The sequence below is a fragment of the Streptomyces misionensis genome (genome assembly GCF_900104815.1).
Classification (GTDB): domain Bacteria; phylum Actinomycetota; class Actinomycetes; order Streptomycetales; family Streptomycetaceae; genus Streptomyces; species Streptomyces misionensis.
Genome location: NZ_FNTD01000004.1, coordinates 6,395,569 through 6,409,841, shown reverse-complemented (window position 1 = coordinate 6,409,841; position 14,273 = coordinate 6,395,569). Strand labels below are relative to the sequence as shown.

The following is a 14,273-nucleotide window of genomic DNA, read 5'->3' as shown; positions in this document are numbered from 1 at the left end:
AAGGACAGTTCGATGACACAGCCCGACACGGGCCCGGCGCCGGTCGCGTTCGCACCCCGAGCGCCCGGCCGCGCCCTCACGGTCGCGCCCGCCGCGGCCCTGCGCGACCAGCGCGGCGAACGCGTGCCGTCGGACCGGCACCGGCGATCTTGGGAAGCGGCATGACACTCCGGCTCCTCCTGCCCGGCCTCCTCATCGGATGCGCCGTGCTGACCGGCTGCACGAGCCGGCACACCGACGACACCGCGGGGGGCGGGCCGTCCGTGACCGGCTCCGCCTCGCCGACCGACGGCCCCAGCGCCACGGGGCCGGCCGGCGACGGCACCTCCGCCCCGTCCCCGACGGCCTCCCCCGGCACCGGTACGGCGTCGCCCGAACCCGCGGTACCGGCGACGGGGCGGCGCTGCCACACCTCCGAGCTGAGGGCGTCCGTCGGGGCCGACCACCCCGGAGCCGGTCAGTCGAACTTCGTCCTCGTCCTGACCAACGCTTCCGACCGCACCTGCACGGTCAGCGGCTTCCCGGGAGTGGCGTTCGTCGACGGCACGGGCGAGGCGGTCACCCCGGATCCGGAACGGGCCACCGACGAGACACGGCAGACCGTGACGCTGGCCCCGGGAGCCGCGGCCTGGTCGGCGATGACGTACACCAACCCGGCGCTCACCGGCGTCACCACCGTGACACCGGCGGTCCTGCGCATCACGCCGCCCGACGAGACGGCCTGGATCCCGGTCCGCTGGACCGGCGGCGAGGTCTCGAACACGGGCAAGGCATCGGTGCCCCGGCTGAGCCCCCTCAGAGCGGGCGACGGCACCTGATCCCGCGATCGGTGCGGCACTCGGAAGCGGATACGGAAGGGAAGGCGGAGGCACGGATGACTGCCGAGACGATGGGTGACGAGGTGTACCAGCCGGATGGGTCGGAGGTGCGCGACGACGCCGGTCTGCTGGACGCGTCGGACACCCTTGACTACCGGGGCGGCGACGAGGCCCTGGACGCGGGCTACTCGCCCCCGGACCGGCCGTGGGGCGTGGAGCACACCGGTGTCACCGCGTCGGAGCGGTGGCGCGGGGAGAGCCTGGACGAGCGCCTCGCGGAGGAGGTCCCCGACATCGGGGTCCCGCAGGGCGACGGGATCGGCGACACCTGGGACACGGACGGCGAGCCGATCGACGACGAGGTCGGCGCCGAACGCGCGGGCCGCCTCCTCGCCCCGGACGAAGGCAGTCACGAGATCACCGGGTCCGCCCTGTTCGCGTCCGACGTGGGACTGGACGGGGCCGGATCGTCGGCGGAGGAGGCGGCGATGCATGTGATCCCCGACGCCTAGGGTCTTTCGTTTGGCCAGATCGGCCCGTCAGGGGGCGGCGTCGATCCCGAGGTCGGTGAGCAGGCCGCGGACGCGCCGCTCGATCTCGTCGCGGATCGGGCGGACGGCCGCCACGCCCTGCCCTGCCGGGTCGTCCAGCCGCCAGTCGAGGTAGCGCTTGCCGGGGAAGACGGGGCACGTGTCGCCGCACCCCATGGTGACGACCACGTCCGCGGCCCGCACCGCCGCCTCGGTGAGGACCTTGGGGATCTCTGCGGAGAGGTCGATCCCCGCCTCACGCATCGCCGCCACGACGGCCGGGTTGACGCTGTCGGCGGGGGCGGACCCGGCGGAGCGCACCTCGACCCGGCCGGCGGCGAGGTGGGTGAGGAAGGCGGCGGCCATCTGGGAGCGGCCGGCGTTGTGGACGCACACGAACAGGACGCAGGGGCGGGGCTCAGGCACGGGTGGCGTCTTCCTTCGGCTGGGCGGTCCCGGCGGCCGTCGCGGCGGGCCCGGGGAAGTGGCGGCGGACGGCGAGGGCGACGTGCACGAGGCCGATGAGGACGGGGACCTCGATGAGCGGGCCGACGACGCCGGCGAGGGCCTGGCCGGAGGTGGCGCCGAAGGTGGCGATGCAGACGGCGATGGCCAGCTCGAAGTTGTTGCCCGCGGCGGTGAAGGCGAGCGTCGTCGTGCGCGGGTGGTCGAGGCCCACGGCGCGGCCGAACGCCATGGACCCGGCCCACATCAGCGCGAAGTACACCAGCAGCGGCAGGGCGATCCGGGCCACGTCGAGGGGCCGTGAGGTGATGGCGTCGCCCTGGAGGGCGAAGAGGACGACGATCGTGAACAGCAGCCCGTACAGGGCGAAGGGGCCGATGCGGGGGATCAGCTCCCCCTCGTACCAGGCGCGGCCCTTGGCCTTCTCGCCGATGCGGCGGGTGAGGTAGCCGGCGGCGAGCGGGATGCCGAGGAAGACGAGCACGCTGCGTGCGATCTCCCACACGGACACGTCCAGGGTGGTCTGCTCCAGGCCGAGCAGACCGGGCAGCACCGAGAGGTAGAACCAGCCCAGCAGGCCGAACGCGGCGACCTGGAAGACCGAGTTGAGGGCGACCAGCACGGCGGCCGCCTCACGGTCGCCGCAGGCCAGGTCGTTCCAGATGACGACCATGGCGATGCAGCGGGCCAGGCCGACGATGATCAGGCCGGTGCGGTAGGCGGGCAGGTCCGGCAGGAAGAGCCAGGCGAGGGCGAACATCACGGCCGGTCCGAGGACCCAGTTCAGCAGCAGCGAGGGGATCAGCAGGCGGCGGTCGCGGGTGACGGTGTCCAGGCGGTCGTAGCGGACCTTGGCCAGCACCGGGTACATCATCACCAGCAGCCCGAGCGCGATCGGCAGCGAGACCCCGGTGACGGTGACCTTCGCGAGCGCGTCCCCCAGGCCCGGGACCAGACGGCCGAGGCCGAGCCCGACGGCCATCGCGGCGAGGATCCACGCGGCCAGGTAGCGGTCCACGAACGACAGCCGGGCGGCGACCGGCGCGGTGCCGGGGGCGGTGCTCACGAGGCGGCGCCCGAGGAGGCGGGCAGCGGCTCACCGGCGGGGCGGGCGAGGACGGCGGCGAGCCGGTCGGTCGTCTCCGGGAGCAGCCGGTAGTACACCCACGTCCCGCGGCGTTCGCCGTCGATCAGCCCGGCCTGGCGCAGCAGCTTGAGGTGATGGGAGATCGTCGGCTGGGACAGGTCGAAGGCCGGGGTGAGGTCGCACACGCAGATCTCGCCGCCCGCCCGGGAGGCGATCATCGACAGCAGCCGCAAGCGCACCGGGTCTCCCAGCGCCTTGAAGACCTTCGCCAGCTCCACCGCCTGGTCCTCGTCGAGCGGAGCCGTCAGCAGTCCCGGGCAGCAACCGGCGACGCCGCCGTCCTGGCCGATCACCGGAAGTTGTTGTTTCGACATACGTCTATCTTGACGTTCTTCTATTCAACGCGCAAGGTTGCATCAACGAACGTCAATGCAAACTGTTCCCGGGCATCGTCATGCCCGTCACCCAGGAGTCAGTCATGAGCGAGCAGTCCAGCGATCTGCGCGAAACCGTCCGTCTGCGCTACGCGGCGGCGGCCGTACAGGTCACCGAGGGCGGGGCCGCCTGCTGCGGCCCTCAGCCAGCCGAGGTCGGCGACGACTTCGGGGCCGCCCTGTACGCCGCCGACGACCGCGACGCGCTGCCCGCCGACGCGGTGGCCGCCTCCCTCGGCTGCGGCAACCCCACGGCCGTCGCCGAGCTGCGCGAGGGCGAGCGCGTCCTGGACCTCGGCTCCGGCGGCGGCATCGACGTCCTGCTCTCCGCCCGCCGCGTCGGCCCCACCGGCAAGGCGTACGGGCTGGACATGACCGAGGAGATGCTCGCACTGGCCCTCGCCAACGCGGCCAAGGCCGGCGCCGCCAACGTGGAGTTCCTCAAGGGCACCATCGAGGCGATCCCGCTGCCCGCGAACACCGTCGACGTCGTGATCTCCAACTGTGTGATCAACCTGTCCACCGACAAGGCCGCCGTGTTCGCCGAGACGTTCCGCGTGCTCAGGCCGGGCGGCCGCATCGGCGTCTCCGACGTGGTCGCCGACGACGCCCTCTCCCCCGCCCGACGCGCCGAGCGCGGCGACTACGTCGGCTGCATCGCCGGCGCCCTGTCCTTCGCCGAGTACCGAACCGGACTGGAGGCCGCCGGGTTCACCGGCATCGAGATCACGCCGACCCACCAGGTCGCCGACGGCATGCACTCCGCCATCGTCCGCGCCACCAAGCCCGTGACCGCCGACGGGCCCGCCCCCCTGCGCTGACCCCGACCGGCGCCCTCGGGGTCACGGGGCCAGGGAGAAGTAGTTCTCCTCCTCTTGAGAGAAGTGCAGCCGCAGGACGGTGTGCAGCCCGTAGAGGCACGAACGCAGATCGTCGAGCTGGTCCGGGTCCAGACCGCCGTGGGCGTGCGCCAGGTGCAGATGGGTGGCGATACGCCTGGACAGGCGTTCGATCTCGGTGTGGGCGCGGCTCATCGTGGCGGTGGCCTCGGGGCCGCCGAGCGTGGGCGCGAGCTTCGGATAGAGCAGGTGCTCCTCGGCGCGCTCGTGCGGAAGCAGCCGCTCGGTCAGCAGCCGGTGCGTCTCCTCGACGGCCGCCAGGGCCTGGGCGCCGGAGCTGTCGGAGAGGCGGTCGGCGGCGGCCCGCACCGCCTCGACGACGTCCTGGAGGTCGTTGTGTTCGGCCGCGAACCGGTGGATGAGCACCTCGGCGGCCGGGGTGAGGGGCGGTCGGGCGCCCTGGCCGACGCGCAGGGCGCGCAGGGCGTTGAGGATGACCGCCACGTCGATGCCCTCCTGGAGCAGCGCACCGGCGGCGGGCGGGAGCAGACCGGCCGCCGCGGCGGCCATGGCGGCGAGCGACATCAGCATGCCGCCGAGCGCGCTCTGCACGGCGATACGCCGCGCGCGCCCGGCGATGGCCACGGCGTCGGCGAGGCGGTCGACGCGGTCGGTGGTCAGGACGATGTCCGCGGCCTCGGAGGACGCGGTGGAACCGCGGGCACCCATGGCCACCCCGATGTCCGCCGCGGCGAGCGCGGGCGCGTCATTGACGCCGTCGCCGACCATGACGGTCACGGCCCGCTCGCGTTCCTCGCGGACCGCGGCCACCTTGTCCGCGGGGCTCAGTTCGGCCCGCACGCCGTCGAGCCCGAGGACGGCGGCGACCTCCTGCGCGGGCTCGGCACGGTCACCCGTGAGCATCATGATCCGCTCGATGCCCGCCGTCCGCAGGTGGCGCAGGGTCCGGGGGGCGTCGGGGCGCGGCGGATCGCGCAGCAGGACGGCGCCGACCACCTGCCCGCCGACGGTCAGCCAGGCGACGGCCGCCCCGTCGAGCAGTGCCCGGTTGTCCACCGCCCGGGCCCAGGACGGCACCTCGTCCGCGGCGGCCGTCCGGCCGATGGACGCCCGCTGCCCGTCCACGGTGCCGAAGGCCCCCCGGCCGGGATCCTCCGTGACGTCCGACACCACGGGCAACTCCACGCCGCGTTCCCGGGCGGCGTCCACGATGGCGTGGGCCAGCACGTGCGGGGAGTACTGGTCGAGCGCGGCGGCCAGACCCAGCACCTGGGCGGGTTTCCAGGCCGGCGCGGCGGCGATGTCCAGGACCCGGGGGCGGCCGCCGGTGAGGGTGCCGGTCTTGTCCAGCAGCAGGGTGCGGGCCCGGCCGAGGTTCTCCAGCGCGCCGCCGCCACGGACCACCACCCCCAGCCGTGAGGCGCGGGACAGGCCGGAGACGATCGCGACCGGCGCGGCCAGCAGCAGCGGGCACGGGGTGGCGACCACCAGGACCGCGACCGCGCGCACGGCGGAGCCGCTGAGCAGCCAGGCGAGGCCGGCCACCGCGAGGGACAGGGGCAGGAACCAGGCCGCGTACCGGTCGGCCAGACGGACCACCGGCGCGGACTCCGCGCTCGCCTGCCGGGCCAGCCTGACGATCTCGGCGTAGGTGCTGTCCTGTTCGGTGGCGGTGGCCCTCAGCTCGAAGGCGCCGCCGGCGTTGATCACCCCGCTGCGTACGGCCTCGTCCTTCGCCCGCTCGACCTGGAGGGGCTCACCGGTGAGCACCGACTCGTCGAACACGGCGAGGGCGCTCTCCACGCGGCCGTCGACCGGGACCACTTCCCCGGGCCCGACCACGAGCAGATCACCGGCGCGCACCTCGGCGAGCGGCACGGTGCTCACCCCCGCCCCGGTGCGGCGCCGGGCGGTGCGCGGAGTGCGTTCCACGAGGGCCCGCACATCGTGGGAGGCCCGCCACTGGGCGGCGGCTTCGAGGGTGCGCCCGGTGGCCAGCATCAGCGCGATCAGCGCACCGGCCAGGTACTCGCGCACGGCCAGGGTGCCGACGAGGGCGAGGACCGCGATGAGGTCCACGCCCGCCTGGCCGCGCCGCAACGCGACCACGACCCAGCCGGCCGCCGGCAGCAGGGCGGACGCGGCGCCCAGTCCCCACAGCAGGTCGGCGAGGCCGCCCGCACCGGCGAGCCAGGCCGAGCCGCCCGCCGTCAGGGCCGCCGCGGTGACGACGAGAAGAGCCGGCTCCAGTTGCGCGGCAAGGACGGTCGCCGCCCTCTTCGCGGAGAAACGCTTCACGGGCACACCCCCGCTGACCATCGTCGGCCCGGCCCCGCTCCCCCGCACCTCGGCCGCGCCGCCGGCGGTGACCGGCTCCGGCCGGGGAGGAGCGCGCCTTCGGGCTCAGCGCACGGGGAACCCGAAGGCGTAGCCCTGGGCCTTGAGCCGGGGCAGCAGCGCGGCGAGCGCCGACACGGTCTCGGAGCGGTCACCGCCGCCGTCGTGGAAGAGGATGGTGGGGCCGCCCGGCAGTTCGCGCTCGACCGTGTTCAGGATCGCCTGGGTGCCGGGGCGCTTGTAGTCGTCCGAGTCGACGTTCCAGCCGAGCGGGCGCATCCCCGCCGCGGCGGCTATCTGCCGGCTGTAGGGGGTGAAGGCACCGCCCGGCGCCCGGTAGTACTGCGGCTTCACACCACCGGAGGCCTGTTCGATCATCCGTGCCGCCTGGGTGACCTCGGTGTACTGGAAGGAGTGGGACTTGTGGTCCATCGTCGTGTCGTGGTGGACGCTGTGGTCGCACAGCCGGTGTCCCGCCGCGACGACCTGCCGCACCACGTCCGGGTGTTCGGCCGCCTTCGACCCGATCATGCAGAACACGGCCTTGACCCCGTTGTCCTTGAGCACCTTCAGGACGCGCGGGGTCCACACCGGATCAGGGCCGTCGTCGATGGTGATGTCGACGGCGTGCGGCCCCTTGTCCGAGGCGTGGGCGATGTCCATGTTGACCACCGGGGCGGGCAGCCCGGGGTCGGGCACGGAGGTCTGCCCCGGGATCGGCGTCGGTGAGCCGGGGTGGGCCGGCGCCGTGGACGGGGCGGTCACCGGCGTACGGCCGCCGGGGCGGCTCGCGGTCGCGCCGCCCGCGCTGGTACCGGCGAGGGGACCCAGCACGGAGGCCCCCACCACGGTGGCGACGGCCGCCGCGACCGCCGCCCAGCCCGCCCCACCCCGCCTCGTACCGCGCCCCATCATGCTCCGACCCTCTCGTTCCCTGTCCGTCCCCCGCACAAGGCAAGACGCACAGAACGGCGTGCCGGATGCATCTGCCGCGCAGTCAGAACGCTGTGACCTGCGCCGCATGACGGCGCGTTGGGTGCGGGCACACGGTACGGACCCGTGAACCGGGGGGTTCTGGCGGGCAGTTGCACCCGGGCGTGCGGGGCCGGTCCCACCGCGTCGTCACCACCGGTCGGACGGCGGCTCGCCACCAAGGAGGAGCGGCGCGGTGGCGAGCACGGCGGGAAAGGCGCGGCCCTTCAGGCGCGGGCCGGGTCGTGGTGCGCAGGGTGCGCCCCGGGCCTCCCGGCGACGCCCGGTGAGCCGCACCGCGCGGAGGCCGGGCCGGCCGGGCGCGCTCACGCCAGCGACAGGAAGAGCTTCTCCAGGCGTGCGCGCATCTGCTCGGCGTCCTCGCCGCCGCGCCGGCCGTCCTCGATCTCGACCACGCACTTCTGGAGGCCGGTGGCGATGATCGCGAACCCGGCGCGGTCCAGGGCCCGTGAGGCGGCGGTGAGCTGGGTGACGACGTCCTCGCAGTCCCGGCCCTCCTCGATCATCCGGATCACGCCGGAGATCTGGCCCTGGGCCCGCCGCAGCCGGTTCAGCACGGCCTTCAAGGGCGCGCCGTCGAGTTCGAGTTCCACGTGTCACTCCTCGGAAAATACCCCGGGGGGTACGGTCGTCGCCGTGCGCGGCGGTGGCTTCGCAGCGGCGACGGGTGTCCCGTGCGCCGGGGCACACGGGACACCGTAGGGGTCAGAGGCTGCGCAGGCGGGCCAGCGTGGCGTCCAGGTCGGCCTTGCCGGGCCGGTTGTAGGGCAGCTTGCCGAGCATGGCGGCCATGCCGCAGGTGTTGGTCACGGCGGAGAACACCAGGCCGCCCGCGACACCGGCGGACAGCAGCCGGAAGGCCGGGTGGACGAACTCGCCGAGCGCCAGGCCGAGCAGGACGATCGATCCGGCGGTGAGGCGGACCTGGCGGTCCATGCTCCAGGGGGTCTTGACGTCGCAGGCCAGGGGGCGGTCCAGCTCGTTGCCCTGGGCGGCCCAGGCGCCGGTGCCGCCCGCGAGGGTCGCCGCGCGGACGCCCTGCGCGGCGAGCTGCGCGCAGGCCTTCTCCGAGCGGGCGCCGGAGGCGCAGACCACGAGGACCTCGCCGCGCTCGGCGGCGCCGCGGATGTCGGGCAGCGCGCGGTCGAGCTGGTCCAGCGGGATGTTCAGGGCGCCGGGGACGTGGCCGCCGGCGTACTCGCCGGGGGTGCGCACGTCGATGACGGTGAGCTCGTGCAGACGGCTCTTGGCCTGGCGGGGCTCGATGGCGGTGATGGTCATGGCAGAGGTGATCCTTGCGTGTCGGTGTTGTCCGGAGCGGGGGGTGGGTGCCCCGCGCGCGGTGCCGGTGAGGGGGACCGGACGCGGCGGGGCGGTCAGAGGAGCGCGTCGACGAGCATGAACACGGCGACCGCGAGCAGGACGTACGCGAAGACGCGTTGCAGCGTTCCGCCCTTGAGCTTCTTCGACAGGCGTTTGCCGTCCCAGGCGCCGAGGACGGCCGCCGCGGTGAACGGCGCGATGACCGCCCAGTCCAGGTGTGTCCCGGTGCCGGCGCGGGCGCCGAGCGCGGCCAGCGAGTTAACCGTGATGACCAGCAGGCTGGTCCCGACCGCCCGGCGCATGGGCAGTTTGAGCACGCCCACCAGCGCGGGTACGGCGAGGAAGCCGCCGCCCACGCCCAGGAACCCGGTCACGGCGCCCAGACCGGCGCCCGCGGCCCCCGCCCTGCCCGGGCTCACCGGGCCGGTGGACCCGGTGCGGGCCGGGCGCAGCATGCGCACGGCGGCGAGCGCGGCGATGACCGAGAAGGCGACGGTCAGCACCGCCTGGGGCAGATGCCCGGCGGCGGCACCGGCGAGCATCGCGGGCACGATGCCGGCCGCGGCGAACAGCAGCCCGGTCCGCCAGACGACGTTGCCGTCCCGGGCGTGCCCGGTCAGCGCGGTGACCGAGGTGAGGGTGACGATGACCAGGCTGGCCGTCGTCGCCTCGGCCGGGGTGAAGCCGAGGAGGTAGATGAGGGCCGGTACGGCGAGAACGCTGCCGCCCCCGCCGAGGCCGCCCAGGGCCAGGCCGATGACGGCACCGGCGACGAGCGCGAGAACCAGGGTCGTCATGCTATCGAGCCGCTGTTCCCGTGCCCGTCCACGACCGGGTAGCCGGCGGTGGCCCAGGCCCGCATGCCACCCATGACGTCCACCACCCGCGGCGCGCCCCGCGCGGCCAGCAGCTCGGCGGCCTGCTGCGAGCGCTGCCCGCTGCGGCAGATCACCACCAGCGGCCGGGCCTGTGCCGCCTCCGGCAGCGCCGCCCCGGCCACCAGGCCGGACAGCGGCGCGTACACGGCGCCGGGCGCGTGGCCGGCGTCCCACTCGCGCTGCTCACGCACATCGAGCAGAACGGCCGGGGCGTCGGCGCCCCGGGTGTGCCGGGCGGCCTCGTCGACGGTGACCCGGCCCTCGCCGGCGGGGAAGAGGGACATCACACAACCTCTCGGAACTAGGGAAGGGCGGACGGGAGGGGCGTTCGGCCGGTCACGACGGCCGCCCCTCGCGGCGGCACTGCGGCAGCCGTCGTCCACGGCCGTCGCGCCCCACCCGAGGCGGGCGACTGCGAGACCGGTCCAGGGTTACCCCCGGGGGTATATAAGCACGATAACACGAGTACCCCTGGGGGTATTCTGCACCCGCCTCGGTCCCGGCCGATCCGCACCACCCCGCTCCCGCCCGAGCGGGCGCGACATCCGCACGCGCACGAGAAGGCCAGGTCAGAGGGGTGACTGCGCGACGGTCCGGACCGACCGGAGACACCCCCCGCCACCCTCACCCCCGAACCATCCGGCCCTCACCACCGGGCCCGCCCGCCGAGGTCCGGCCGACTTGCCGCCGTATACCCCCGTGGGTATACAGTGCCTGTCATCAATACCCCCACGGGTATCGTTCACGCATACCCCGCCGGGTATTCCAGGGCTCCAGCCCCCGCACTACCCGCGCCAGGAGGCACCTCATGTACTTCGCGCAGCACTACCTCGACTGCCTGTCCCAGGCCGCATACGTCATCGGCGACCCGACCAGCGGCAAGGCGGTCGTCGTCGACCCCCGCCGGGACGTGGACGAGTACGTCGCGGACGCGGAGGCGCACGGGTTCACCGTCGAGGCGGTGATCAACACCCACTTCCACGCCGACTTCCTCGCCGGCCACCTGGAACTGGCCCAGCGCACCGGCGCGTGGATCGGCTACGGACAGCGCGCCGTGACCGAGTACCCGATCCGCAAGCTCGCCGACGGGGAGCGGATCTCCCTGGGCGAGGTCACCCTCCGGATCCTGGAGACGCCGGGCCACACCCCCGAGTCGATCAGCATCCTCGTCTTCGAGAAGCCCGAGGACACCGTCCCCTACGGGGTACTCACCGGCGACGCCCTGTTCGTCGGCGACGTCGGCCGCCCCGACCTGCTCGCCTCCGCCGGCGTCACCGCCGAGGAACTGGGCGCGATGCTCTACGACAGCGTCCACCACAAGCTGATGGCCCTGCCCGACGAGGTCCGCGTCTTCCCCGCCCACGGCGCCGGCTCCGCCTGCGGCAAGAACCTGTCCACCGAGCTCCAGTCGACCATCGGCACACAGCGCCTGACCAACTACGCCTGCCGGCCGATGGACCAGGACACCTTCGTCCGCCTCGTCACCGCCGGCCAGTCCGCCGCACCGGGCTACTTCTCGTACGACGCCGACCTCAACCGCCGCAACCGCGACCTGTTCCAGACCGTCGAGGGCGCTCCCGCGCTGGACGCGGCCGAGTTCGCCCGGCTGCGCGCCGCCGGTGCCGTGGTCCTCGACACCCGCGACCAGTTCGCCTTCGCCGCCGGACACCTGGCCGGCTCGGTCAACGTCCCGCTCGACGGCCGCTTCGCCGAACAGGCGGGCAGCGTCCTCACCCCGCGGGACGAGATCCTCATCGTCGCCCCCGAGGACCGTGCCGAGGAGACCGTCACCCGCCTCGCGCGCATCGGCTTCGACCGCGTCCGCGGCTACGCCGCCGATCCCGCACAGGTCTTCGCCGCCCTCTCCGACCACAAGCGCCAGGCCGGCCGGCTGACCGCCGAGGACCTGCGCGAGGAACTCGCCTCCCCCGAACCCCCGCTGGTGCTGGACGTGCGCAACTGCGGCGAACGCGACGGCGGCCGCTCCATCGAGGGCGCCCTGCACATCCCCCTGGCCGAACTGGCCAAGCGGCTCGACGAGGTCCCCGCCGAGGGCCGTCTGGTGGTCCACTGCGCCGGCGGCCACCGCTCCTCCATCGCCGCCAGCCTGATCCGGCACCGTGGCCGCACCGAGGTCTACGACCTGCTCGGCGGCTACGGCGCCTGGGAATCGGCCGCCTGAGCCGGGAGAGGAGCCGACTCCGCCATGTGCCGACGAGTCACCTGTCCGAAGTGTGGCAAGGCCACGTACGCGGGCTGCGGGAACCACGTGGACCAAGTCCTCGCCGGAGTGCCGGCAGCACGGCGGTGCGACTGCCCGCCCGCGCCCAAGCGTTCCTGGTGGCCCTTCGGCCGCCGCTGAGCCCGCCGCGCACCGCCCGCCCGAGGCCGGTGCCGTCCACCACCGCGACGGCACCGGCCTCAGCGCGGGTGCCCGCGGCGCCCCGGCCCGCCGTGCGGCACCCGGCCCGGCACTCACGCGCGCCGGGCCCCTCCCCCGCACCAGCCCCGCACCCACTTCCGGAGGACCACCGTGGGCTTCGCCGACGACCCCCTCACGCCTGCCGCCACCGGCCGGGACCCGCGCGCACGGCGCGCCGCCGCCCCCGTCCGGCTCGGACTGCGGGAGAACTGGCCGCAGTTCACGCTGCTCGTCGTCGTCAACGTCTGCGTGGGCGGTCTGGTCGGCCTGGAACGCACCACCGTCCCGCTCATCGGCACCCGGACCTTCGGTCTCGTCGACGACCTGTCCGTCTTCTCCTTTATCATCGCCTTCGGCCTCACCAAGGCCCTCACCAACCTCGCCGCCGGCGCCCTCACGGCCCGCTTCCGCCGCAGACGACTTCTGCTGGCCGGCTGGCTCCTCGGCGTCCCCGTCCCCTTCCTCCTCGCATGGGCGCCGTCCTGGGGATGGATCGTCGCCGCCAACGTGCTGCTCGGCCTCAACCAGGGCCTGGCCTGGTCCATGACCGTCAACATGAAAATCGACCTGGTCGGTCCCGCCCACCGGGGCCTCGCCACCGGTCTGAACGAGGCGGCCGGTTACACCGCCGTCGGGGTCACCGCCCTGCTCACCGGCTACCTCGCCACCGGCCACGGGCTGCGCCCCGTCCCCGAGCTGATCGGCGTCGTCTTCGTCGTCGCGGGCCTCGCCCTCGCCCTGGCCGTACGCGACACCGCCGCACATGTCGCCCTCGAACTGGCCGGGCACGCCGAGCCGTTGCCCAGCGGCGAGGACACCGGTGCGGCCGCGACGTTCGTCCGCACCTCCTGGCGGCACCGCTCCCTGCGCGGGGCGAGTCAGGCAGGTCTGGTCAACAACCTCAACGACGGCCTCACCTGGGGCGTCTTCCCACTGCTCTTCACCGACCACGGCCTCGGCCTCGCCGCCGTCGGCCTCGTCAAGGGCCTCTACCCGGTCCTGTGGGGCCTCGGGCAGATACCCACCGGGCGGCTCGCCGACCGGATCGGCCGCAAACCCCTCGTCGTCACCGGCATGTTCGTCCAGGCCGCCGGTTTCGTCCTCGCCCTGGTCCTGCTGGACACCCCCCTGCTCGCGGGCGTCCTGTCCGCGGTGGCGCTCGGCATCGGCACCGCCCTGGTCTACCCGGCCCTCATCGCCTCGGTCTCCGACCACGCCCACCCCGCCTGGCGGGCCAACGCACTCGGCGCCTACCGCTTCTGGCGCGACATCGGCTACGCCGCCGGTGCCCTGGCGGCCGGTGTCCTCGCCGACGCCTTCGGCCTGGACACCACCGTGGTGGCCGCCGCCGTGCTCACCGCGGGGTCCGGCCTGCTCGCCGCCCGCTGGATCAGCGAACACCCGGCCGTCCGGCCGGCCCGGCACTGACACGGTGGGACGCGCCGGACGTGCACCGCACATCCGCGTCGGGCTCCGCCGGGCTCATCGGAACCGTCTGCACCGCCCGAGCGCGAGCGTGCGCACAGAGTGACCCCACAGCCCCCGGGTCCCCTATTGAGTACCGCTACTCATGTGCGGCGCCGCCGGGCCACGACACGCTGCGCCCATGACCGACACCCCTCCGGCGCCGAGGCGCCGGCGTCCCTGGTCGCGCCGGACCCGCCCGGGCGCGGACCTCGCCCTCGCGATCCCGCTGTTCCTGCTGGAGACCGCGTGGCTCGTCCTGGACTGGATCTACGGCTACGGCCTGGACCTATGGGCGGCCCAGGGCGACCGGGCGGAGATCGACGCGGCCGCCCTCGCGCACATCGGGCGGCTGCGGGTGCTGCTGATCACCGCTCTCGTCCTGGCGGTGCTCGCGGCGGTCTCCCGTGCCCGCTGGACCGTGGTCGCGCATCTGCTGGTGGCCCTCCTGGCGGGCGGCTCGCTCATGGCGGCGCAGCAGGAGTGGGACCACAGCCACACCCCGCCGGGGTGCGTCCGCTACAGCGCGAACTGCTGAGCCGGCGAGGCGCGCACCGAGCCCCGGCAGCCGGTTCCCCCTCGCTCGGAACGGGCGGTTTTCGGCCCGTTTCGGGGCCCTTTCCTGTGACGCCACCCATAGGAGCCAGATCACGTCCTAAGCG

General features: G+C 74.2%; 16 protein-coding genes. 7 read left to right on the top strand and 9 right to left on the bottom strand.

From position 1 onward, the window contains the following. Nucleotides 1-12 precede the first annotated feature (12 nt). From BLW85_RS39555 to BLW85_RS30625, 3 genes are read left to right on the top strand one after another with little or no spacing between them, the layout of a single operon-like run. Entirely contained in the window at nt 13-165 is a 153-nt protein-coding gene (locus BLW85_RS39555) for a hypothetical protein (protein ID WP_167381443.1), read from the top strand. Continuing rightward, entirely contained in the window at nt 162-818 is a 657-nt protein-coding gene (locus BLW85_RS30630; protein ID WP_074994145.1) for a DUF4232 domain-containing protein, read from the top strand. The genes BLW85_RS39555 and BLW85_RS30630 overlap by 4 nt, the downstream gene beginning before the upstream one ends. A gap of 56 nt (nt 819-874) precedes the next feature. After that, nucleotides 875-1,330, top strand: coding sequence for a DUF5709 domain-containing protein (locus tag BLW85_RS30625; protein ID WP_074994143.1), 456 nt, complete (start codon nt 875-877; stop codon nt 1,328-1,330). A 27-nt stretch (nt 1,331-1,357) separates the two neighbouring features. On the opposite strand, the gene BLW85_RS30620 is transcribed toward BLW85_RS30625, so the two are convergent. From BLW85_RS30620 to BLW85_RS30610, 3 genes are read right to left on the bottom strand one after another with little or no spacing between them, the layout of a single operon-like run. Continuing rightward, nucleotides 1,358-1,774 carry an arsenate reductase ArsC gene (locus BLW85_RS30620; protein WP_074994140.1) on the bottom strand — a complete coding sequence of 139 codons (417 nt, stop codon included), beginning with the start codon at nt 1,772-1,774 and terminating at the stop codon, nt 1,358-1,360. Then, nucleotides 1,767-2,879, bottom strand: a complete 1,113-nt coding sequence (gene arsB, locus BLW85_RS30615) for an ACR3 family arsenite efflux transporter (protein ID WP_074994137.1) — start codon at nt 2,877-2,879, stop codon at nt 1,767-1,769. The genes BLW85_RS30620 and arsB overlap by 8 nt, the downstream gene beginning before the upstream one ends. Continuing rightward, the gene (locus BLW85_RS30610) at nt 2,876-3,274 is read right to left on the bottom strand and encodes an ArsR/SmtB family transcription factor (protein ID WP_074994135.1); all 399 of its coding nucleotides are present in this window, start codon (nt 3,272-3,274) and stop codon (nt 2,876-2,878) included. Before BLW85_RS30610 ends, arsB begins: the two co-directional genes overlap by 4 nt. A gap of 104 nt (nt 3,275-3,378) precedes the next feature. Here BLW85_RS30610 and arsM point away from each other — a divergent pair, with 104 nt between their 5' ends. Next, on the top strand, nt 3,379-4,155 hold the full coding sequence (gene arsM / locus BLW85_RS30605; protein ID WP_074994132.1) for an arsenite methyltransferase: 777 nt from the start codon (nt 3,379-3,381) through the stop codon (nt 4,153-4,155). Between the two features lie 21 nt (nt 4,156-4,176). Here arsM and BLW85_RS30600 read toward each other — a convergent pair whose 3' ends face one another. The 6 genes from BLW85_RS30600 to BLW85_RS30575 form a co-directional block, all read right to left on the bottom strand. Next, nucleotides 4,177-6,492, bottom strand: coding sequence for a heavy metal translocating P-type ATPase (locus tag BLW85_RS30600; protein ID WP_244174940.1), 2,316 nt, complete (start codon nt 6,490-6,492; stop codon nt 4,177-4,179). A 105-nt stretch (nt 6,493-6,597) separates the two neighbouring features. Next, nucleotides 6,598-7,443, bottom strand: coding sequence for a polysaccharide deacetylase family protein (locus BLW85_RS30595; RefSeq protein WP_107409355.1), 846 nt, complete (start codon nt 7,441-7,443; stop codon nt 6,598-6,600). A 386-nt stretch (nt 7,444-7,829) separates the two neighbouring features. After that, nucleotides 7,830-8,117: a metal-sensitive transcriptional regulator gene (locus tag BLW85_RS30590; protein WP_070025654.1), complete on the bottom strand. Its 288-nt coding sequence runs from the start codon at nt 8,115-8,117 to the stop codon at nt 7,830-7,832. A 112-nt stretch (nt 8,118-8,229) separates the two neighbouring features. After that, a complete protein-coding gene (locus tag BLW85_RS30585; RefSeq protein WP_070025653.1) occupies nt 8,230-8,805 on the bottom strand; it encodes a rhodanese-like domain-containing protein in 576 nt (191 codons plus the stop codon). Nucleotides 8,806-8,900: 95 nt separating this feature from the next. After that, the gene (locus BLW85_RS30580) at nt 8,901-9,644 is read right to left on the bottom strand and encodes a sulfite exporter TauE/SafE family protein (RefSeq protein WP_070025652.1); all 744 of its coding nucleotides are present in this window, start codon (nt 9,642-9,644) and stop codon (nt 8,901-8,903) included. Next, complete coding sequence (locus BLW85_RS30575; RefSeq protein ID WP_107409209.1) at nt 9,641-10,009, bottom strand: rhodanese-like domain-containing protein; 369 nt, start codon at nt 10,007-10,009, stop codon at nt 9,641-9,643. Before BLW85_RS30575 ends, BLW85_RS30580 begins: the two co-directional genes overlap by 4 nt. 524 nt (nt 10,010-10,533) lie before the next feature. Between BLW85_RS30575 and BLW85_RS30570 the strand changes: the two genes are divergently transcribed. The 3 genes from BLW85_RS30570 to BLW85_RS30560 all read left to right on the top strand — a co-directional run bounded on the left by BLW85_RS30570 (nt 10,534) and on the right by BLW85_RS30560 (nt 14,149). Next, the gene (locus BLW85_RS30570) at nt 10,534-11,907 is read left to right on the top strand and encodes an MBL fold metallo-hydrolase (protein WP_074994125.1); all 1,374 of its coding nucleotides are present in this window, start codon (nt 10,534-10,536) and stop codon (nt 11,905-11,907) included. Between the two features lie 351 nt (nt 11,908-12,258). Then, on the top strand, nt 12,259-13,575 hold the full coding sequence (locus BLW85_RS40640) for an MFS transporter (RefSeq protein ID WP_079172456.1): 1,317 nt from the start codon (nt 12,259-12,261) through the stop codon (nt 13,573-13,575). Between the two features lie 178 nt (nt 13,576-13,753). Beyond that, a complete protein-coding gene (locus tag BLW85_RS30560; protein ID WP_244174939.1) occupies nt 13,754-14,149 on the top strand; it encodes a DUF6234 family protein in 396 nt (131 codons plus the stop codon). Nucleotides 14,150-14,273: the final 124 nt, after the last annotated feature.